Genomic DNA, 20065 nt, shown 5'->3' on the forward strand with positions numbered 1-20065 from the left:
TTGCTTCATAGTTGCCATCTTTTATCTCATTTACAAAGGTGTTGGCTTTTTGGATGAATATACTTTGATCTTTCATGCCATCTTCAATGGCCTTTGTGTTTTTGTTTATTAGCTCTGCCATTTGGCCAAATTCATCTTTAGATGTTATCTCTATAGGCTGTGCTTTGTTTGTCTTGTGATTTAGTAGATCAAAGAAAGATAGTAGCCCTGTTTTTAGTTTGAGGATGATTTTTAGGAGGTAAGATGACATTAGAAGTGAAACTATCACAGAGATGATGATCGCTGCTAAGATAACGCCGATAGCTGAGTAAAATAGCGTATGCAAATCTTTTAAAAGCACATCCTCGTCCATCTCGCCAAATAGGTACCAATCAAGGCTTGGGATATATTTTGAGCCAATTATCAAATTTCTCGTGCCGTTAAAGTGACGGATGACGCCGCCATTTTTATTCATCAAGACATCAAATTTCTCTTTACCAAGGACATCTTTTACATTTACTTTGCCGACCCTGTCGCTCTTTTCTATCTTTACGATACCACTTGAATCAACCATTAAGAATTTACTGCCCTCGCCCATGGTTTTTGAAGTGACTAAATTTACGATGTCATCAAGGTTCATGCCTATCGCGCTGACGCCATAAAATTTGCCGTCTTTTTCAACCTTACTATTTACATAAAGCGTTAGCGAGCCAGTAGCTTCTGAGACTTGGATGTTTAGAGAATTTACCTCTTTGCCATTTTTAACGTCAAAATACCAGCTATCACGTGGATTGTCCTTGCTAAGCTGCTTTAAAATTTTGTCGTTTGTGTAGTAGTTTAGAGTTTTATCAGAGACAAACATCGCTGTTGAGAGGTTAAACGCCTTCATAAGGTCGGTGTTGTAGTTAAAAAGCGTTGCTAATCCGTCCTTTGGCTCGCCCTCGTCGATCCACTTGAGAAGATAGTCGTTTTTGGTCATCTGATAAGAGGTGTTGATGATCTTGTCTATGGCATAGCCGATCTCACCTGCAACGTTAGAGACAGCTAGTGGTAGCTCATCTTTCACAACTTTTTCTGTATATAGGTTGCGAGCTATGTTGTAACTAATGAGGCTAACGCCGATTAGTAGCAGCACGATCACAGCTGTCAAAATAACAGAAATTTTAATCCTTAAAGACTTCATAAATCACTCCTTGATCAATATTTGCGTAATTATTCAACTTTTTATATAAAAGTAAAATTAATTTAAATAAATCTAAAATTTTGTTTTAACTATGTCACTTTATGGGGTTATAATGACACAAATTTAAATCACTCCCTGCCATAAAGTGCTAAAAATTTCTAAGTAACTTTTCAAACTGCACACCATATTTTGTGCGGTTATTATCTTTTAGTGTGATCTTGATGCTCTCAAGCACAAAATTTGCTGCCTTTTTGATAGCATTTTGCATGCTTTCGCCATTTATAAGCGAGCCAAAAAGCACTGAAGCAAAGATATCTCCGGTGCCACTTGCGTGAAAGGGCAAATACTCGTGAAAATACTCCACTTTTTCTTTCGTCTTTGCATCATAAGCTATGATGCCACACTCATTTTGCCTATATCTAATGCCCTTTAAAACGATCTTTTGCGCACCAAAACTAGCCAAGCCCTCAAGCAGCTCCAAAATGTAATCCTCGCCGTATCCCTCGCTTAAAAATGACTTTTCACACATAAAACTTGCCTCAGTTATGTTTGGCGTGATGACGTGTGCCTTTGTGCAAAGCTCTCTCATCTTTGTCACAAATTTCTCATCAAAGCCGTGATAAAGCTTACCATTATCGCCCATGCAAGGATCCACAAGCCTTAGCAAAGAGCCGCTGTCAAATTCAGCAAAGACCTTCTCTATAAGCTCAAGCTGCCTAAAACTACCTAAAAATCCAGTGTAAATTCCATCAAAGCTGATGCCCTCTTTGTGCCAAACCTGCGTTATAGCGTCAAATTCATCCGTTAGATCACAAAAAGTGAAATTTTTAAAGCCAGTGTGAGTTGAGAGCAGTGCCGTTGGCAAGATGCACGCCTCGATGCCTTGGGCGCTGATTATGGGAAGTGCGACTGTGAGCGAGCATTTACCCACGCACGAGATGTCTTGTATAGTTAAAATTCGCTTCATCTATCATCTTAATTTATAAAATTTAACGCCAGCAACGTCAGTTTGACAAACCACGCCGTCTTGCAAGAGCTTGTTTAAAATTTGCTTTGAGTGCTCTGAGAAATTTTCTTCGACATTTGCCGTAGTTTGCGGACGGCGCTCTAGCATGGCTAAAATTTCACTCTTGCTAAATTCATACTTTTGCTCTATCTTGTGAGCCCTAGCTATGGTGACTGGCACGCCTTTTATCTTGCTTGCTAGCTCTTCGAGCCTACTAGCATCAACGCCTTTTACGTTGTAAGCTGGCGGACGATTTATCGTGCCCACATCCACTCGGTGCGGAGCTATCTCATTTATAGCCTCATTAAGCGCTATAAATTCCTCTTCTTTGTCGTTAAATCCAGCCACGACCAAAATTTCAAGCACAAGCTCACCCTTAAATTCCTTGCGAAATTTAGCCATTGCTTTTATGAGCTCGCCAACTTCTATGCCACTTTTGTTGCGGTCTATCTTTTTAAATGTGCTTTGCACGGCACTATCAAGGCTAAATTTCACTATATCAAGCCCAAATAACGCTTCACAAATTTTTTGGTCCCTCACGCCTGAGCCGTTGCTTAAGATGAGAGTTTTTGCCTTGCCTTTTATCTCATTTACTTTTGCCACCAGCTCTTTTAATTGCGGATAAAGAGTTGGCTCTCCATTTGCTGTAAGCGTGATGACATCGATGTTTTGATGAACTTTTAAAGCTTCTTTTAAAGCGCTTATGATTTCATTAACGCTTGGTGGATTTTCTATCTCTTCAACCGGCTTTGCACCCTTTAGCTCGCAATAAACGCAGTCAAAATTACATGATTTTTGCTTTGGGCTTAGATCGATGCCAAGGCTCATGCCAAAACGGCGCGAATTTATCGGTCCAAAGACTGGAGTGCTATCTTGCACTTTTTCTTTGAACCTCTTTTATGAAATATTTTGCGTTTTCAACTGGCACATCTGGCAAGATCCCATGACCAAGGTTGAAAATGTGCGGCGCGCCTTTCATCGTGCTTAAAATTTTATCCACACCCTCATCGATCGCTTTTTTGCTATATAGCCTTGTTGGCTCCATGTTGCCCTGAAGGACGTATCTTGGGCTAAGTTTTTCTTTTGCTAGCTCGATCGGCGTGCTCCAATCAACTCCAAAAACATCAAATTTACCTGAAATTTTATCCAGATAGCCACTTATTCCTTTTGGAAAAACGATGATCGGGATCTCTGGAAATTCAGCCTTAACACTATCAACTATTTTATTAATGTAGTTAAATCCAAACTCAAAATAAGCCTGCTCTTCAAGCGCAGCCGCCCAGCTGTCAAAAATTTGCACCGCATTTACACCAGCTTTTATCTGCTCTTTGACGTAAAGGATGAGCGCTTGCGTCACTTTTTCTAAGATTTGATGTAAAAATTCTGGATTTTGATAGAGCATCTTTTTGCAGACCGCATAGTTTTTACTGCCACCACCCTCTATCATATATGTAGCTATCGTCCAAGGTGCGCCGCAAAAGCCAATGAGCGCCTTATCTTTAGCCAAATTTTCTCTTGTAAGCTTGATCGTGTCATAGACGTATGCTAAGCTTTTAACCGATCTTTCGATACTAAGCGCATCGAGTGCGGCCTCATCACGCAAAGGCTTTGTAAAAACTGGTCCCTCGCCCTTTTCAAAGCGCAGATCCATGCCCATTTCAAGAGGCACGACAAGGATATCGCTAAACAAAATCGCCGCATCAACGCCTAGGATATCAACTGGCTGAAGCGTGACCTCACTAGCCTTTTTATAGTCTTTGCAAAGCGATAAAAAGTCCCCTGCTTTAGCTCTTACAGCCATATATTCTGGCAGATATCTACCAGCTTGGCGCATCATCCAAACAGGCGTATATGGGGTCGGTTTTTTAAGGCAAGCGTCTATGAAAATCATCAAATTTCCTTTAAATTTTTAAATGGATATTATCCAAAAATAGCTAAAGAAAAGATGTAGGAGAAATTTTAAGCGTAAAAACGCTTAAAATTTTAGTGATCTCCCTTGTGAAGGAAGTAAAGTCCAAGGCAAAGCGCTAGGATAGAAGCCGCAAGATAGGCCATCTCAAGCGGAGTTGTGAAGTTTGCATGAAGCACTCTTTGGAAGAAATTTACGATTAAAACCATGACGATCACTTTGCCAAGCTTGTCTTTTAGCTCATCAAGTGAATGCACTTCAAGCACCTTGCTTTGCTTTGACTGCTTTAGCTGTGTGATCTCTGAGATGAAAAGCTCGTAAATTCCGAAGCTAAATATATAAAGAACAAGCGCCATTAAGTAAAGATCGATCGCTCCAACTATCTCACCAACGACCTCTGAGTGGAAATTTTCAACGTGAAAATCTGCAGCAAAGAAATATTTATAAACCTCTAAAAGCACCTTGCCGACATCATAACTTGCGATGACAAAAAGCATTATCGCGCCTAAAAGGCCAAAAACTACTGGAAAAAGCGTGAAACTGTTGCTTGCAAGCAAAATTCTCTCAAATATTTTACGCAATAAAAACCCTTTTTGTGAAATTTAAAAAGGGGGTATTTTATAGTTTTTTCCTTAAAATTTAGGTGCAAAATCGCAATTAATTTTAATGCAAACTACTCCTGCATCGCTATCCATTTTTGTGCGATCCTGACGGCATTTGTCGCAGCTCCCACGCGGATCTGATCAGCACTACATCTTAATTACGGCTTATTTAAATTTTAGTGGCTAGCATGTAGAAATTTAGCGGCGAGATTTCATTGTGATTTTTGTTTATTTGACTTCAAATTTAAGCTTGTTGCAAGAAGGATTTTAAGTCTTTTGGACTAGAAATTTAACCCAAAAGATAAATATCAATCAGCCAAAACGGATAAATTTAGCAGGCTAGAGCTCTAGCCTGCAAGGGTTACTAAAACAAGCTATTTACGCTTTCGTTGTGATAAACACGGCGTATCACTTCGCCAAAGAGTGAAGCTGTGCTTAGCACTTTTATACAAGGGAGTTCTTCTTTTAATGGGATCGTATCAGTCACCACTAGCTCGTCTAAAAAGCCAAGTTTTAGCCTATCATAGGCTGGTCCGCTAAGCACTGGGTGCGTGCAAAACGCCATTACGCTAGTTGCGCCACGCTCTTTGAAAATCTCAGCTGCTTTTACTATGGTGCCAGCGGTGTCGATCATATCATCGACCAAGATCACATCTTTGCCCTTTACGTCGCCAATCACGTTCATCACTTCGCTCTCGTTTGCTTTCTCGCGGCGTTTATCAACGATGACCATATCTAATAAATTTAGATTTTTTGCCAAGGCTCTAGCACGAGCCACGCCGCCTACATCTGGGCTTGCGACGACTGGGTTTGGTAAATTTTTAGCTTTTACGTAGTCGTTAAAGATGATGCTTCCATAAAGGTTATCTACTGGGATATCGAAAAATCCTTGAATTTGTCCTGCGTGAAGGTCCATCGTAACGACCCTGTCGATGCCTGCTGTTTGCATCATATTTGCCACAAGTTTTGCAGTGATAGGCACTCTAGGAGCTGCTTTTCTGTCTTGTCTAGCGTAGCCAAAATACGGCACGATCGCTGTTATAGAGCTTGCGCTGCTGCGTTTTAAAGCGTCAGTTAAGATAAGAAGCTCCATTAAATTTATATTTGCTGGGGCACATGTTGGCTGGATGACAAAAACATCTTTCCCACGCACGCTTTCGCCGATTTGCACGCTGATCTCACCATCGCTAAATCTTTTAATGCTAGCTTCACTGAGTGGAAGCGACAAATATTGCGAAATTTTCTTCGAAAGCTCGATGTTTGCGGTGCCTGAGAAAATTTTATAGCCTCTCATAATAGTAACCTTTTTTAGTGATTTTTATGTTGGGATTTTATCAAAATGAGCTTTAAATTTAAATTTATTTACCAACTAATTTTAGCCAAATTTTATACTCCAAAAGGCAAAATTTACACCAAATTTTTAAACCATTTTATATTTATAAATTTATGAGGACTAAGATAACAAGCATGTTTAAGATATGTAGAATTTACGACTTTATTAAAAGCGACGACGAGAGTTTTAAAGGTGTCTTTATCGATAGACTATATCCTAGAGGCGTGAAAAAAGAGATCTTTTCTAGCTTTATCTGGCTAAAATCAGTCACTCCGTCAAACGAGCTAAGGTCATGGTTTCATGAAGATAAAGAGGCTAGGTTTGATGAGTTTTGCAAAAGATTTAGGCAGGAGCTAAATGGCAAAGAGGAGCAAGAGGGGCTAAAAGAGCTTAAAAAGCTAGAAAAAGAGTATAAAAACGTGGCGCTTCTAACTGCTGTCAAAGAGCCAGAATTTAGCCACGTCAAGGTGATAAAAGAGGCGCTTAGTTCTTTATAAAGCCACTTGCGATGACGCGCTCACCCTCATACATCACGCAAAGCTGACCTTGTGCGACGCCAAGCGCGTTTTGATTTAGCGTTAGCTTTGCAGTTTTGTTAGCTTTATCTACCTCAGCAAAAGCCTCAAGTTTAGGGCTTCTATACCTTATCTTTGTTTCGCACTCAAATTTATCATCATCAATAAATAAATTTACATTTTCAAGCTCAACAACCTTTTGAGCAAGGTCGTCCTTCGTGCCTACAACGATCTCGTTTTTTTCGGCATTTATCTTGATGACAAAGTGTGGCTCATGAGCGCCAAAAACCTCAAAGCCGCGGCGTTTGCCGATAGTGTAGTGCATGTAGCCTTGGTGGCGGCCGATGATATTGCCGTCTTTACCAACCACATTGCCTGGCAAATTTGTATTGTAGTGCTTGTTTAAAACTTCGATGTAGGTATTTTCCACAAAGCAAATTTCACTGCTTTCTGCCTGAGTAGCGAACTCTTCAAGCACTTTTACGCCTCTTGCTAGCTCTTTTATGTCTTTTTTAAATTTATCTCCAAGTGGGAAAATGACATCTTTTAGCACCTCTTTTGGCACCTGAGCTAAAAAGTAGCTTTGATCCTTGCTAGGATCTTTGGCGCAGGTTATAAAACCATCAACTACCTGCACGTAATGCCCAGTAGCAAGCTTCTCGCAGCCATTTGCCTTTGCAAAGTCAAGCAATGCACCAAGCTTTATAAATTTATTACACAAGGCGCAAGGATTTGGCGTTTTGCCCTCTTTGTAGAGCCTAACAAATGGGTCATAAACATATTCGTTAAATTTATCCTGCAGATCGAGGATATGCACCTTGATGCCAAGATATTCGCCCACTTTTTTGACTTTTCTGATGTTTTCTTCGTGATATCCTGGCTTTTGATGAAGCATCATGTAGCAGCCTTGCACCTCATGTCCAGCCTCTTGCAGAAATTTAGCCGTCATCGTGCTATCTACTCCGCCACTCATTGCAACCATTATTTTCATATTTTTACCTTTTTTAAATTTAAAGGCGATATTTTATATCTTATTTTTAAATAGCCAAAATTTCGCTTACGATAAGCTCCAGATCATCGGTGATTTTATATAAATTTAGATCTTCTTCGTTTATCGTTTTTTGAGGGATCAGCGTCTTTCGTATAAACTCATCAAGCCCTTGCCAAAACTCGCATCCATAAAGAAAAATTTTCACTTTTTTGCTGCCAACATGAGCTAGCACTAAAATTTCAAATAGCTCATCAAGTGTGCCAAAGCCACCAGGAAAGACGACAAATGCGATAGAGCTATCAGTTAGGGCAAATTTTCTTGGGCTTAAATTTGAAAAGAGATATTTTGCGGTGACGTATGGATTTGTATTTTGCTCAAACGGAAGCCTCACGTTTAGTGCGACGCTAGGGGACTTTGCGCTATCAAATGCACCCTTGTTTGCCGCTCTCATTATGCCATCCCCACCGCCAGTTAAGATGGCAAAACCTAGCTCATTTAGCTTGTAAGCTAGCTCGTATGCCTTTTTACAGTAGAAATTTTCTTCATCAAACCTAGCCGAGCCAAAGAAGGTTACATTTTTGTTTTTATACTTTAAAACGCTTGGAAATTTTAAGAGATCATTTACTAATTCATTCATTATTTTAACTGCTGAAGCCTCTCGCGTTTTGAGCCTATCTGTGTGATCTGGATGCCAAAATTTCCGTCTATTATGACAACTTCGCCAAGAGCTATCACCTTATCTCCTATCAAAATTTCAAGCGGGTCGTTTGCGAGTTGATTTAGCTCGATGACTGAGCCTATATCCATAGTGAGCACATCTTTTAAGAGCATTCTTTTTGAGCCGATACGAACGCGCATTGGTAGCCTTACGTCCATGATAAGGCCGATATTTCTCATCTCTTCTGCGCTAAATTCGCCCTTTAGTGCATGAGGAGCAGCTTGAGCCTTTGCGCCATCTGCTGGCTCGCTTTTAGCAGGCTCAAAAAATCTCATAAGCGTGTGATCGCAGACAAAAGCCACGTGCTCATTTAGATCTTCGATCTTTATGTTAAACAAAAAAAGCTTTTCAAAAACGCTAAAATCAAGCGATGAGTTTTCATCTAAGAAATTTACATTTATCACCTCAAAGCTGATTTTTGGCATGCCCTTTTGCGCTCCAAGAGAGGTGCTAAAGGCGCTAAAGAGGTTTGAAAATATCTCTTTTGCAGCGTCAAGCTCGTCGCTACCGAGGTTTTCATTTTTTGAGATTTCCTCCTCGCCCATCATCCACTCGCTAACCGCACTTATAAGCACCGGCGTGCAGGCGATCTCTGCTTTTGCATTGATGTCACCACTTAATGTCACACTAGCCATGACAACTGGCGGTTTTATGCCATTTTGCGCTGGCGCGTCAAATTCATTTCTCTCGCCGATCTCTGGCGCTCTACCAGTCAGCCCTTCGATGGTCGCTTTTAGTTCATTTGAAAAGATGTTAAAAAATTCATTCGTCATTATCTTCGCTCTCTTCTTCGTTGTTGTGTTCGTTGGCCTCGTCGTATGCCATTAGTTTTGCTTTTCGCTCTTCTTCGTATTTTTCTAGGATGTGTTTGATCTCGTCTTTATCAGAGCGGATTAGCTGCTCGATCTTGATAGACTTTCTAAATCTATGAAGCCCAACTTCAGCTAAAAATACCTCTTTTTTATCGATACATACTATAGCTTTGTCGTCAGCGCCTCTATCAAGCCTTAAGATATCGCCCTCTTTTAAATTTAAAAACTCATTTACACTCACTATCGACTTGCCAAGAATTGCCTCATAAAGCACCTCAGCGCGGCCTATTAGAGTTTTTAGCTCTTTGTTTCTACTCTTTTTAGCGCTCGTTTCACCAAGCATGATGTCCCTGTTTGCAAGGCGCGATAGGATCGGCTCTAGGTAGATGACCGGATAGCATAAATTTATCATACCGCTTGAGCCACCAACGATGATCTCCATGACGACCATGATGACGATCTCGTTTTGAGATACGATCTGCACGACGTTTGGACTGCTCTCTTTTGCCTCGACGTTTGGATACATATCAGTTATCATCGACCAGCTCTCTTTTAGGCGCTGCATGATCATCCTAAGCACCGCATCAAGTAAATTTACCTCGATGTCAGTTAGCTCTCTGTTTGCCTCGAAATTTTCACCAGTTCCGCCAAGCAAGCGGTCTATCATAGGAAATGCTATGCTTGGGTTTATCTCTAAAATGCAGTTTCCATCAAGTGGCTTTATCGAAAAGACGTTAAAGCTAGTTGGACTTGGCAAGCTCATCAAAAACTCGCCATATGTCATCTGATCGACGCTGTGAAGCCTAAGCTCGACGATACTTCTCATGACACTTGAAATTTGACTAGCTAGGTTTCTAGCAAGCTTGTCGTGGATGCCTTTTATCGCACGGAGCTGCTCTTTACTGACACGGTTTGGACGCTTGAAGTCATAGATAATGATCTGCTTTTGCTCGCCTTGTGGGCTCTCTTCTATCTCGATATTGCTCGTATCGCCGTCTTCATCGACGACTTCAAGTAGCGCATCTATCTCTTCTTGACTTAAAATATCAGCCATTAAACCCCCAAGCTGCGTCTGATGCGATCAAGCAAACGTTTATGAATTTGTGAAATTCTACTCTCGCTGATGTTCATTATCTCGCTGATCTCTTTTAAATTTAGCTCTTCGTAGTAGTAAAGCTGAACTATCATCTGGTCGCGCTCGTCAAAGTCTTTTAGCGCGCTTTCGATCTTTAAGATAAGATCCTCTTTTTCTACGCTTTTTTCAACATCGCTTTGACCTATTAGCTCCATTTGTTCATCGATCGGCAAAATGGTGATGATACCACTAACACCCCTTGCCTCTCTTATCTTTTCGATATCTTCATTTAGTTTTTCAGCCAGATACTCGTCGCTTGGCTCTTCTTCGTGTGTGTTAAAGTAGTTATCTATCTCGGTATTTATGCTCTTTACTAGCTTTCTGTCGCTTCTACTAACAACATCAAGCGCTCTAAGGTAGTCAAGCATCGAGCCATAAATTCTCTTTTTACCATATCCCCAAAATGAGTCGTTTTGCTCTTTGTCATACTTCCTACTAAGCTTTATCATCTCCTCAACGCCAACGCTTATAAGATCATTTACGTCGATGCTTGAAGGCAAGCGCTCCTTTAGTCTAAACGCCATTGCACGCAGAGCTGGCATGTATTTTAAGACGATCTCGTCTTGCTCTTTTTTAATGGTGCTTTTATAAGCGTTAAGCTGCTTTTGCTTTAGTTCGTACATTTTGCTTACCAGAGTCTAAATTTTCGGTGGTTACTTTTAGCATGATATTTTCCATCCGTTTTTCCCTAACGTTTAGCTCAGAGATGAGATAGTCTGCGATCTCCTCATGTCTTTGCTTGTCAAAAAATTTCTTCAAAGTCCTTTTTACATCTACGTAGTTCATTATCACGATGTGAATTATAAGGTAAAAAAATAAAGTAATAACTAGCGTATAAACGAGCATTTCGATAGGCTCGCTCACCTTTAGCAAGGTAAAAACTATGCCTATGAAAAATCCACAAACCGTAAAAAATGCTATAAAATTTTCTGCACGCAAAGCTCAATCTCCATTAAAATTGTTCTATCAAACGCTTAAAGAAGCCCCCAAAGCTCCTACTTTGCTCATCTTTAAGCACTTTTCGTTCCAACCTATAAAGCAAATTCGAAGCTATCTGCTTGATCTGCACGCTAGCAGAGCCGTAAGCTTCGTCATCTGTAAAGAGTGTCCTTTGTTTTATGCTCCTTGCCACGCTCTTATCAGAAGCCACGTAGCCAATTAGCTCTAAATTTAAGCTTGGCCCGATATTTGCATTTGCCACTCGCTTTACATTTTCATAAATTCTAGTGGCCTCAGCCTCATTTTTTACCATATTTAAAAGCAAAAGCTCGCTATTTTTAAACCTTGAGACGATCTTTATGACCGCATACGCGTCAGTTATCGCCGCAGGGTCAGGCACAGTTACCACGACAACCTCATCAGCTGCCTCCAAAAAGAGCTGCGTACTGCCACCTATGCCAGCTCCAGTGTCAATGATCAAAAAGTCAAGCCCATCAAGCTCGCTCGCCTCATCTAAAAATCTCTCAAATAAAAATTGATTGTTAAATTTCAAAATTTCATCGCCGCTTTCGCCAGGGATGAGGATGAGATTTTTATTTATAGGTATCAAGATATCTTTTAGACTGCACTCGCCTTTTAGCACGTGAAGCAAGTTTTTGCCCATTTTGACATTTAATATAACATCAAGGTTTGCAAGGCCGATATCAGCGTCAAAAAGCCCTACTTTATAGCCATTTTGCGACAAGACATTTGCCAAATTTGCACTTATCGTGCTCTTGCCAACGCCGCCCTTACCACTTGTTATCGCTATAAAATGCGTATTTTTATCCTTATTTTGAGACTGGACTAAATTTTGTAGTTTTTGCGCTTGGTTATTCATCGCTAGCCTTTTGCTTTGTAAAGCCGTCAAACACGCACTCTACTAAAAATTCGCTCTTTGCCTCCACAAGATCATCAGGCACCTCTTGACCCACGCTAAAGTAGCTAACTGGCGTGTTTGTCTCATATATGAGCGAAAAGACGTTACCAAAAATTTTGGTCTCGTCAAATTTTGTGATTATTAAAGTGTCGATCTGTAAAAATGAAAATCCATTATAAATTTCTATTAGATCCTCGACCTTTGAGCCAGCTGAGAGGACTAAATTTACATCTATCTTTGCACCGCTATGCTTTAAAAATTTATCAAGTCTTTCAAGCTTTTCTTTGTCATACTGCGAATTTCCAGTAGTGTCGATTAAGATCACATCGCAGTAGCTAAGCTGCTTTATGGCGTTTTGAAAGTCCTCGACCTCTATGACGTCAAGGATCGGTAGCTTCATCATCTTAGCATACTGAAATAGCTGCTCGACCGCTCCGATACGATATGTATCAAGCGTGATGATGCCCGTTTTATAGCGCTTTTCGTTGCCGTAAGCAAAACGAGCCGCAAGCTTTGCAAGAGTCGTCGTCTTGCCAACCCCAGTTGGACCAACAAGCATCATTATGCGCTGTTTTTTATCGTTTAGCTCTTTTCTACAAGGCAACATATTTCTCAAAAGCGAGTAGAAGTACCTTTTTACCGCGGTTGGGTTGTTTTTCATAGAGACTGGCAAATTTTCAAGCGTCGTTTGCATGATCGCCTCTAAATGCTCCTCTTTCATGCCACTTTGTTTTGCGAGCTTGTAGATAGTAGCAAACTCTGGCGGGATCGAGAGATTGTTTCGATTTGGGGCTTTTTCGTCCCAGATCATATCTGTTATCAGCCCTATTTTCTCGCTTAGCACGCTTACTTGCTTTGCTACGTCGTCTATTTTTTTATTCATGCCATTTGTATTTGGCTCTTTTATCTCGTTCATATCGACATTTGCGATCGCGCTTATCTCTTTTGCGACGTCTGAGATATTTAAAAGCACGCTCTCGTTTGGATCATAAGGCTCAGGCGACGTCGTCTTTGCTTCAAATTTAGCAGGCTCCTCTTTTATCTCAAATTTTGGCTTTGGTGGCTCGTAGTTTTTGCTAAATTTAGAGTAGGCGTTTTCATAGTTTATAGCTTTTACATTTGGCTTTGGCGGCTGCTTTACCTCGTCTTCTTCGACGCTTACTAAAATTTCATAAAGCGGCTTTTTGTTTATCGTTTTGGCTTGAATTTGCTTTGTGGTAACGAGTATGGCCTTCTCGCCGCACGCTTCTTGAGCCTTTTTCAAAGCCTCGATGGTGCTCTCACCTGTAAAAGTATGAAATTTTGTAGCCATTTATATCCTTTAACCTCTCATAAGCCCTAGTGGCACGATCACGCTAAGCCTCTTACTAGCCCCTGGGTGCGGGACGATAAGGCGCGGCGTCTTATAGACTTTTTTACTAAAATACAAAATATCCAGATCAAGCGTGCGTGGCGCATTTTTAAACGTCCTCACGCGCTTAAATTTACTCTCATAATGCCCTAAAATTTTTAGCAAATTTCTAGGGCTAATAGATGTTTGTAAATTTATAACAGCGTTACTAAAATCATCCTGCGCTTCGTAGCCAAACGCCGCATTTATAAGGATCGGCGAGACTTCAACCACGTGAAAACGCCTATCTTCACTAATCGCTCTTATAAATTTATCAAACCTCTTTGCGCTATCGCCGATGTTGCCACCCATGCCAACTAGCGCCTCATACTTAAACTCATCTCTTTTTTGAAAAAAACTAGGGCAAAAACGGCTTTTTACGATCTTTCTTGCTCCAGCTAACCTCATAAGATCTCGCACCCACCTTCTCTTGCGACCACCACGTCCTCGATGCGCACGCCAAATTCATTTTCTAGATAAATTCCAGGCTCCACGCTAAAGACCATGCCCTCTTTTATGAGCGTTTCACTTCTTGCTGAGATGACTGGAAGCTCGTGTATATCGACACCCACGCCGTGTCCTGTCGAGTGAAAAAAGGCCTTTTCATATCCAGCCTTTGCTATCACGCTTCTTGCTGCAAGGTCTATCTCGCACGCTCTAACGCCAGCTCTAGCGACCTTTATCGCAGCAGCCTGAGCCTCTTTTACGATCTCGTAAATTTCTTGCATCTTGGCGTTTTTAAATTTTTGCTCCTTTGAGAAGTTAAAATTTTCATCAAAGCAAGCAGTTCTGGTGCGATCAGAGCAGTAACGCTTAAATTTAACTCCAGCGTCAAGTAGCAGCAAATCACCCCTTTTTAAAATTTTATCCCCAGGTAGCGCATGCGCCTTTGCGGCATTTTCGTTTATCGCTACGATCGGATCAAAGCTAAGACCTAGCTCGTTTTTTTGTCTAAAGATGAGCGAGGCGTTAAAATGAAGCTCTTTTTCGCTCATCCCCTCGCCATTTTCACGCACAAATTTAGCAAATTCATCAAAGCATTTTGCCCCAAATTCGCTAGCCTTTTTTAAAATTTTTATCTCATCTTCGCTCTTGCAAATTCTCTTTAGCCTAGAGAAATTTGCCTTTGGCTTGAAATTTATCTTAAAACCCTTGCTAAGCGCGTTATACTCGCTTAAGCTTAGCTCATCAGGGTTAAAAACGAGGCTACTTGGCTTCATCTTTCTTAAAAATGCCCTAACCTCGTTTATTAAATTTCTCTGTGCCAAAAGAACGACCACGCCAGCATTTACGCAACTTTTTGCCTCGAAATAATACCTAGCGTCCGTGAAAAAATATTTCACGCCATCAAGGCATAGCAAAAACTCATTGTCGCAGCTGTAGCCGCACTCGTAAAATACGGCGTTTTCGTCCTTTAAGATGAAATTCATTGTGCTTTTTGATTTGCTCTTACTGCTTTGATTTGCTCAAAAATTTGAAGCATGCCTATCATCGCCAAGTGATAACCAACTGGTCCAAAGCCCACGATCTGACCTGCTGCAACTGGTGCGATGAGGCTTTTGTGGCGGAACTCTTCTCTTCTATAAACGTTGCTGATATGCACCTCGATAACTGGTAGCGCAACCGCGCTTAGCGCGTCACGGATAGCGATAGATGTGTGAGTGTAAGCGGCTGGGTTTATGATGATGCCGTCAGCATCGCCCAAGCACTCTTGGATCTTATCGACTAGCTCGCCCTCAAGGTTGCTTTGAAAAAACTCGATCTCAACGTCATTTTGATCGGCAACGATCTTCATTTGAGAGTGGATATCCTCCATCTTCATAACGCCGTAAATTCCTGGCTCTCTAGCGCCAAGCATGTTGATATTTGGGCCTTGGATAACCATTATTTTTAGCTTCTTATCCATGTCACTCCTTTTTGATTAAATAGCCCAAATTATACATTTTCGTTCCTAAATTTTCGCTACAATAACAAAAATTTAAGGCTAGAAATGGAAATTTTAAAAGCAAAAAAGATCATCACTGGCGGAGAAAATCCAAAAATTTTAAGAAATTCTTGTCTAGTCATCGATGATGATAAAATTTTAGAAATTACAAGCGAAAAAGAGGCGCAAAAGAAATTTAAAGAGGCCAAAATTTGCGACTTTGGTGATAGCGTGATCACCCCAGCGTTCGTAAATACGCACGTTCATTTGGAGTTTAGCTCAAACGTTAGCACTCTAAAATATGGCGACTTTATAAAGTGGCTTGGCTCTATCGTCGATAAAGGCGGCGAGCTAGCTAAAATGGACGCTAAAAAGGCGATGAATGAAGCCATAAATTCGCTGTTAAAAAGCGGAGTTTGTACCATTGGCGAGATATCTAGCTTTGGCTCGGAGCTTGAAATTTTAGCCGCTAGTCCGCTAAAAGTCGTGCTTTTTAGTGAAATTTTAGGCTCAAGCGAGCAAATGTGCGAACAAAATTTGCAAAATTTTTTAGCTAAATTTGAAAAAACAAAGAACTATAAAAGCCAAAATTTCACACCAGCTATCTCGCTGCACTCGCCCTACTCTGTGCATCCAAAGCTAGCTAAAGCTGCCCTTGAGATAGCTAAAAAGGATGGTCTTCTTGTAAGCACGCACTTTTTAGAGAGCAAGGCTGAAAAGCAGTGGCTAGAGCACGGCAGCGGTGGCTTTAAAAAGCATCTTTTAAGATTTAGCCAAGATCCAAAGCCAATGTATGATACAGATGGCTACTTTGCGATGTTTCGTGAGATAAATACACTCTTTACGCACTGCGTTTATGTGAGTGATTTTGCTAAATTTAAGCCTCATCACAGCGTGACGCACTGCGCCGTTTCAAACAGACTGCTTGGCAAAAAGGCGCTAAATTTAAAAGAAATTTTCAAAAATAATGTCAGTCTAAACATCGGCACAGACGGCCTTAGCTCAAATATCAGCCTAAATTTCTGGCATGAGCTACGAGCTGCCCTATTTACCCACGCTAGCCTTGATCTAAACGAGCTTGCCACCAGGCTTTTTGTCGCTGCAACGCATGGGGGCGCAAAGGCGCTTAGGACAAATAACGGCGAAATAAGGGCTGGACGCGCGGCTGATATCGCCGTATATAACGACCTAGAGTGCGATGATAGCGAGCTAATACTTCAGCTCATACTTCACACAAACGAGGTTAAAAAACTATATATCGGAGGCAAAATTTGCAAATTTTAAGGCTTATTTTTAGAGGAATTTTGGGAATTTTTAAATTTATCAATAACTACTTTAAGGCGCTCATATTTTTACTGATCTTATTTTTTATTTTCGCACCAGATAGCAAGATAAAAGAGCCAAATTTAGCCCGCATAGACATCACCGGCACGATAATGGACACAAGTGAAATTTTAGAAGCACTAGAAAAAGTAAGGAGTGATAGCAACATCAAAGGCGTGCTGCTCTACATCGACAGCCCAGGAGGAGCGCTAAGTCCTAGCGTGGAGCTAGCCATGGCGGTCAAGAGGCTAAAAGAGAGCAAAAAAGTGCTCGCATACGCAGCTGGCAACATGGCAAGTGGCAGCTACTACGCTGGCGTAAATGCTGATACTATCGTAGCAAACCCAGGCGCTTTCATAGGCTCCATTGGCGTCATCATGCAAGGGGCAAACATCGAAAATTTAGCCAAAAATTTAGGCGTGAGCGAGCAGGTGGTGAAGGCTGGCGAGTTTAAAGAGGCTGGCACCTTTATGAGGAGCTGGAGCAAGCAGGAGCGCGAGAGCTTGCAGGGGCTCGTAAATGATGCTTACATGCTCTTTGTAAGCGACGTGGCGGCGGCTAGAAATTTAGATATCAAGAAAAAAGACGAGTGGGCAAATGCAAGGGTCTTTTTGGCGCACAATGCCCTAAAAATGGGGCTAATTGACAGCCTTGGTAGCTACATAGACGCTCAAAATGAGCTAGCAAAAATGAGCCTCGTAGATGAGCCCATCTGGCAAGAAAAACCGCAGCTCGAAAAGATAATGGAGAAATTTACAAAGCAAGGCATAAACTCGCTTTTTAACGCATTTTTCGAGACAAAGCTTAGATAAAAAGCCAGCCAAGTTAAATTTAACTGGCTAGCAAAGCTTTTTATGTCTAGCTTATTTTAAAATCCCCTCGCTATCCACAAAGAGTTCTCACTCTGCTATTTTTATCAAAAAAGTAGTTTCATTTATCCTTTGAAGCACCTCAAATTTACCATAAATGCTATTTTTGACAACGACATTAAAGTTTTCATCCAAAAGTCCAAATTTATCACCTAGTCGTGATAAAAAGAAAGTGTTGTTTGATCTATCTATCACCTTATCTAGCACTTCTATCAAATTTTCATTTTCATCATAATAAAATATAATATTTCCGCTAGTATTGACTTTATAATATTTTCCATCTTTTTTAACTCTAGCCCAACCACCACTAAAGTCGTTAACTTCATCAAATTCTTTTGAAATTTCTAATTCATTTTTATATTCATCAAGCACTATAAAATTTCCACTGGTATTAATTTTATAGCTCTTACCATTTTTCTCAACTCTAGCAAAACCATCTTTAAAATACCAAATTTTATCAAATTTACACTCTACGATCTGTTCACCTTTTGTGTTTATGTATCCCCATTTGTCATCTTTTTTAACTCCTGCTAAGCCTTCTTTAAAACCACTAACATAATCAAATTCTTTTGAAATTTCTATTTTGTTTCCCCATTCATCAACTATTATAAAATTTCCATTTGTATTAATATCATAACTCCGATCATCTTTCTCAACTCTAGCAAAACCTTCGTTGAAATTGTAAGCAAAATCAAATTTACACTCTACGATCTGCTCACCTTTTGTGTTTATGTATCCATACTTGTAGTCTTTTTGAACTCTAGCAAAGCCTTCGTTAAAATCACTAGCACTATCAAATTTACACTCTATGGCTTGCTCACCTTTTGTGTTTATGTATCCCCATTTGCCGTCTTTTTTAACGCTAGCAAAGCCTTCGTTAAAATCACCAGCATCATCAAATTTACACTCTATGGCTTGCTCACCTTTTGTGTTTATGTATCCCCATTTGCCGTCTTTTTTAACTCTAGCAAAGCCCTCTTTAAAGTCGCATGCGCCATCAAATTCTTTTGAAATTTCTATTTTGTTTTTCCCTTCATCAACTACTATAAAATTCCCGCTAGTATTGATAGTATAGCTCTCTGCATCTTTTTTAACTCTAGCAAAGCCTTCGTTAAAATCACTAGCACTATCAAATTTACACTCTACGATCTGCTCACCTTTGGTGTTTATATAACCCCATCCGCTGTAGTATTTTTGAACTCTAGCAAAGCCTTCCTTAAAATCACCAGCATCATTAAATTTACACTCTACGATCTGCTCACCTTTGGTGTTTATATAACCCCATTTGCCGTCTTTTTTAACTCTAGCAAAGCCTTCGTTAAAATTGTCAGCATAATCAAATTTATACTCTATGATCTGTTCGCCTTTGGTGTTTATATATCCATACTTGCCATCTTTTTGAACAGCAGCAAAACCTTCTTTAAAATACGTAGCATCATCAAATTTACACTCTACGATCTGCTCACCTTTGGTGTTTATATATCCCCATTTGCCATCTTTTTGAACAGCAGCAAAGCCTTCGTTAAATTTACCAACATCATCAAATTCCCAAAATATATCCCTCTCCTTTGTTTATATGAGTTGTGTTATTTTAGTTTATATTATTTTAAAAAGTAAGTAAATTTAAGAGAAATTTAAAGTAGATGGTGGAAGCGAGGGGGATCGAACCCCTGTCCAAAAACAAAATCCATACAGCCTCTACACGCTTAGCAAAAGTGAAAATTTCATCTAAAAAGGCTCACTTTCCAAAACCAAAATTTAGACTAAGACTAAAATTTCAGCTAGCAAGCAGTCACTTTGCTGGCCTACTCTAGCTAAATTACTCGCTTACATCCTAGCTAGAATGAGACAAAGCGAGGCTCAACTGAACTTACGCAGCTTTAGCGTAAGCAGGAGCGAAATTAACGTTGTTTGCGTTTAAATTTAATTTGAGCTTTTTACGCTTTGCTCAAAGCGACGTGCCACCGTACACACTCTGCTCCTGTCGAAGCCAAGTCGCTCCCATAAAAAATGAAATGGTTTAGTTGGATTGTTTAGTCAAGCTTTGCAGGTACGTCAATGATCTTTGGCTCAAGGACGCTAAAATACTCTAGGTCTTTCTCGACGTCGCCTTTGTATTTATGAAACTGATCGCTAATAAGCAGCAACCAATCTATAAATTTATCATTTGCTGGACCTTTTAAGCTTCTAGCCTCTTGAGTGACCTCTTCAGCCAAGATTGTCAGCTTTAAGATCGGGTCAAGATGCATAAAACCTGCTGCTGATTTGATATTGTGAAAGATCCTAGAAAGCTCTAAAATGCTCTCCTTATACTTATCAGCTCTTCCTAAATTTATTATCAAAGGCTCTAGTAAATCGCACATCAAAGTGTAGTGAGAGAGAAACTCCTCAACTATATCATAAGAATAATCGACTTCAAGCCTTTTTAATATACCCATTTTCATGTCCTTAAGAAATTGGCGTAATTGTAGCAAAATTTTGATAAAATTGTTAGCATTATCACAAATTTTACCGGACT

General features: G+C 40.2%; 22 protein-coding genes, 1 other RNA gene and 2 pseudogenes. 3 read left to right on the plus strand and 22 right to left on the minus strand.

Annotation, left to right across the window (positions count from 1 at the left end):
* The 7 genes and pseudogenes from F3G76_RS05270 to F3G76_RS05295 all read right to left on the minus strand — a co-directional run.
* Positions 1-1162 (minus strand): HAMP domain-containing protein (locus F3G76_RS05270; RefSeq protein ID WP_149706247.1); only part of this gene is annotated, 1162 nt, incomplete at its 3' end.
* Positions 1163-1310: 148 nt separating this feature from the next.
* Positions 1311-2129: a pyridoxamine kinase gene (locus tag F3G76_RS05275; protein ID WP_149706115.1), complete on the minus strand. Its 819-nt coding sequence runs from the start codon at positions 2127-2129 to the stop codon at positions 1311-1313.
* 3 nt (positions 2130-2132) lie between these two features.
* Complete coding sequence (locus F3G76_RS05280; protein WP_149706116.1) at positions 2133-3047, minus strand: radical SAM protein; 915 nt, start codon at positions 3045-3047, stop codon at positions 2133-2135.
* A complete protein-coding gene (hemE, locus tag F3G76_RS05285) occupies positions 3037-4059 on the minus strand; it encodes a uroporphyrinogen decarboxylase (RefSeq protein WP_149706117.1) in 1023 nt (340 codons plus the stop codon). The genes F3G76_RS05280 and hemE overlap by 11 nt, the downstream gene beginning before the upstream one ends.
* A 92-nt stretch (positions 4060-4151) precedes the next feature.
* The gene (locus F3G76_RS05290; protein WP_149706118.1) at positions 4152-4658 is read right to left on the minus strand and encodes a YqhA family protein; all 507 of its coding nucleotides are present in this window, start codon (positions 4656-4658) and stop codon (positions 4152-4154) included.
* A gap of 92 nt (positions 4659-4750) precedes the next feature.
* A pseudogene (locus tag F3G76_RS10755) lies at positions 4751-4837 on the minus strand (hypothetical protein); the annotation flags it as partial.
* Positions 4838-5043: 206 nt separating this feature from the next.
* Positions 5044-5973 (minus strand): ribose-phosphate pyrophosphokinase, encoded by a 930-nt coding sequence (locus F3G76_RS05295; RefSeq protein ID WP_004317514.1) that lies wholly within the window; start codon positions 5971-5973, stop codon positions 5044-5046.
* Between the two features lie 173 nt (positions 5974-6146).
* Between F3G76_RS05295 and F3G76_RS05300 the strand changes: the two genes are divergently transcribed.
* Complete coding sequence (locus tag F3G76_RS05300; RefSeq protein ID WP_009294214.1) at positions 6147-6509, plus strand: DUF488 domain-containing protein; 363 nt, start codon at positions 6147-6149, stop codon at positions 6507-6509.
* Here the strand turns inward: F3G76_RS05300 and mnmA are convergent.
* The 11 genes from mnmA to aroQ are packed head-to-tail and all read right to left on the minus strand — an operon-like array spanning position 6496 to position 15337.
* Positions 6496-7548 (minus strand): tRNA 2-thiouridine(34) synthase MnmA, encoded by a 1053-nt coding sequence (mnmA, locus tag F3G76_RS05305; protein WP_262974846.1) that lies wholly within the window; start codon positions 7546-7548, stop codon positions 6496-6498. The genes F3G76_RS05300 and mnmA overlap by 14 nt on opposite strands.
* 16 nt (positions 7549-7564) lie before the next feature.
* Positions 7565-8155, minus strand: a complete 591-nt coding sequence (locus tag F3G76_RS05310; protein WP_012140113.1) for an LOG family protein — start codon at positions 8153-8155, stop codon at positions 7565-7567.
* Positions 8155-9009: a flagellar motor switch protein FliY gene (fliY, locus tag F3G76_RS05315; protein ID WP_103557968.1), complete on the minus strand. Its 855-nt coding sequence runs from the start codon at positions 9007-9009 to the stop codon at positions 8155-8157. Before fliY ends, F3G76_RS05310 begins: the two co-directional genes overlap by 1 nt.
* Positions 8999-10102 carry a flagellar motor switch protein FliM gene (gene fliM, locus F3G76_RS05320; protein WP_012140115.1) on the minus strand — a complete coding sequence of 368 codons (1104 nt, stop codon included), beginning with the start codon at positions 10100-10102 and terminating at the stop codon, positions 8999-9001. Before fliM ends, fliY begins: the two co-directional genes overlap by 11 nt.
* A complete protein-coding gene (locus F3G76_RS05325) occupies positions 10102-10806 on the minus strand; it encodes an RNA polymerase sigma factor FliA (RefSeq protein ID WP_004317527.1) in 705 nt (234 codons plus the stop codon). The genes fliM and F3G76_RS05325 overlap by 1 nt, the downstream gene beginning before the upstream one ends.
* On the minus strand, positions 10778-11122 hold the full coding sequence (locus F3G76_RS05330; protein WP_012140116.1) for a hypothetical protein: 345 nt from the start codon (positions 11120-11122) through the stop codon (positions 10778-10780). The genes F3G76_RS05325 and F3G76_RS05330 overlap by 29 nt, the downstream gene beginning before the upstream one ends.
* 13 nt (positions 11123-11135) lie before the next feature.
* A complete protein-coding gene (locus tag F3G76_RS05335; protein WP_149706120.1) occupies positions 11136-12002 on the minus strand; it encodes a P-loop NTPase in 867 nt (288 codons plus the stop codon).
* On the minus strand, positions 11995-13353 hold the full coding sequence (gene flhF, locus F3G76_RS05340) for a flagellar biosynthesis GTPase FlhF (RefSeq protein ID WP_149706121.1): 1359 nt from the start codon (positions 13351-13353) through the stop codon (positions 11995-11997). Before flhF ends, F3G76_RS05335 begins: the two co-directional genes overlap by 8 nt.
* Positions 13354-13362: 9 nt before the next feature.
* Positions 13363-13839, minus strand: coding sequence for a 2-amino-4-hydroxy-6-hydroxymethyldihydropteridine diphosphokinase (gene folK, locus F3G76_RS05345; RefSeq protein ID WP_149706122.1), 477 nt, complete (start codon positions 13837-13839; stop codon positions 13363-13365).
* Positions 13836-14861 (minus strand): aminopeptidase P family protein, encoded by a 1026-nt coding sequence (locus tag F3G76_RS05350; RefSeq protein ID WP_149706123.1) that lies wholly within the window; start codon positions 14859-14861, stop codon positions 13836-13838. Before F3G76_RS05350 ends, folK begins: the two co-directional genes overlap by 4 nt.
* Positions 14858-15337 (minus strand): type II 3-dehydroquinate dehydratase, encoded by a 480-nt coding sequence (gene aroQ, locus F3G76_RS05355; RefSeq protein ID WP_004317604.1) that lies wholly within the window; start codon positions 15335-15337, stop codon positions 14858-14860. Before aroQ ends, F3G76_RS05350 begins: the two co-directional genes overlap by 4 nt.
* 84 nt (positions 15338-15421) lie before the next feature.
* Between aroQ and mqnF the strand changes: the two genes are divergently transcribed.
* Complete coding sequence (gene mqnF, locus F3G76_RS05360; protein WP_149706124.1) at positions 15422-16639, plus strand: aminofutalosine deaminase family hydrolase; 1218 nt, start codon at positions 15422-15424, stop codon at positions 16637-16639.
* Positions 16627-17490 carry a signal peptide peptidase SppA gene (gene sppA / locus F3G76_RS05365; RefSeq protein ID WP_149706125.1) on the plus strand — a complete coding sequence of 288 codons (864 nt, stop codon included), beginning with the start codon at positions 16627-16629 and terminating at the stop codon, positions 17488-17490. Before mqnF ends, sppA begins: the two co-directional genes overlap by 13 nt.
* Positions 17491-17577: 87 nt before the next feature.
* Here the strand turns inward: sppA and F3G76_RS10915 are convergent, their stop codons facing one another.
* From F3G76_RS10915 to F3G76_RS05390, 4 genes and pseudogenes are all read right to left on the minus strand, one after another.
* Positions 17578-17919: a WG repeat-containing protein gene (locus F3G76_RS10915; RefSeq protein WP_188116567.1), complete on the minus strand. Its 342-nt coding sequence runs from the start codon at positions 17917-17919 to the stop codon at positions 17578-17580.
* 45 nt (positions 17920-17964) lie between these two features.
* Positions 17965-19104, minus strand: a pseudogene (locus F3G76_RS11110) (WG repeat-containing protein); the annotation flags it as partial.
* Positions 19105-19191: 87 nt separating this feature from the next.
* Positions 19192-19550, minus strand: a transfer-messenger RNA (tmRNA) gene (gene ssrA / locus F3G76_RS05385).
* Positions 19551-19580: 30 nt separating this feature from the next.
* On the minus strand, positions 19581-19985 hold the full coding sequence (locus F3G76_RS05390; protein WP_149706127.1) for a phosphorelay protein: 405 nt from the start codon (positions 19983-19985) through the stop codon (positions 19581-19583).
* Between the last annotated feature and the right edge of the window lie 80 nt (positions 19986-20065).

It is taken from the genome of Campylobacter concisus (genome assembly GCF_902460575.1).
Taxonomy (GTDB): domain Bacteria; phylum Campylobacterota; class Campylobacteria; order Campylobacterales; family Campylobacteraceae; genus Campylobacter_A; species Campylobacter_A concisus_AW.

Coding starts and splice junctions, on each gene's coding strand:
- F3G76_RS05275 (WP_149706115.1), bottom strand. CDS start 2,129: ATGAAGCGAATTTTAACTATACAAGACATCTCGTGCGTGGGTAAATGC.
- hemE (WP_149706117.1), bottom strand. CDS start 4,059: ATGATTTTCATAGACGCTTGCCTTAAAAAACCGACCCCATATACGCCT.
- F3G76_RS05295 (WP_004317514.1), bottom strand. CDS start 5,973: ATGAGAGGCTATAAAATTTTCTCAGGCACCGCAAACATCGAGCTTTCG.
- F3G76_RS05300 (WP_009294214.1), top strand. CDS start 6,147: ATGTTTAAGATATGTAGAATTTACGACTTTATTAAAAGCGACGACGAG.
- F3G76_RS05310 (WP_012140113.1), bottom strand. CDS start 8,155: ATGAATGAATTAGTAAATGATCTCTTAAAATTTCCAAGCGTTTTAAAG.
- fliY (WP_103557968.1), bottom strand. CDS start 9,009: ATGACGAATGAATTTTTTAACATCTTTTCAAATGAACTAAAAGCGACC.
- fliM (WP_012140115.1), bottom strand. CDS start 10,102: ATGGCTGATATTTTAAGTCAAGAAGAGATAGATGCGCTACTTGAAGTC.
- F3G76_RS05325 (WP_004317527.1), bottom strand. CDS start 10,806: ATGTACGAACTAAAGCAAAAGCAGCTTAACGCTTATAAAAGCACCATT.
- F3G76_RS05335 (WP_149706120.1), bottom strand. CDS start 12,002: ATGAATAACCAAGCGCAAAAACTACAAAATTTAGTCCAGTCTCAAAAT.
- flhF (WP_149706121.1), bottom strand. CDS start 13,353: ATGGCTACAAAATTTCATACTTTTACAGGTGAGAGCACCATCGAGGCT.
- folK (WP_149706122.1), bottom strand. CDS start 13,839: ATGAGGTTAGCTGGAGCAAGAAAGATCGTAAAAAGCCGTTTTTGCCCT.
- F3G76_RS05350 (WP_149706123.1), bottom strand. CDS start 14,861: ATGAATTTCATCTTAAAGGACGAAAACGCCGTATTTTACGAGTGCGGC.
- aroQ (WP_004317604.1), bottom strand. CDS start 15,337: ATGGATAAGAAGCTAAAAATAATGGTTATCCAAGGCCCAAATATCAAC.
- mqnF (WP_149706124.1), top strand. CDS start 15,422: ATGGAAATTTTAAAAGCAAAAAAGATCATCACTGGCGGAGAAAATCCA.
- F3G76_RS05390 (WP_149706127.1), bottom strand. CDS start 19,985: ATGGGTATATTAAAAAGGCTTGAAGTCGATTATTCTTATGATATAGTT.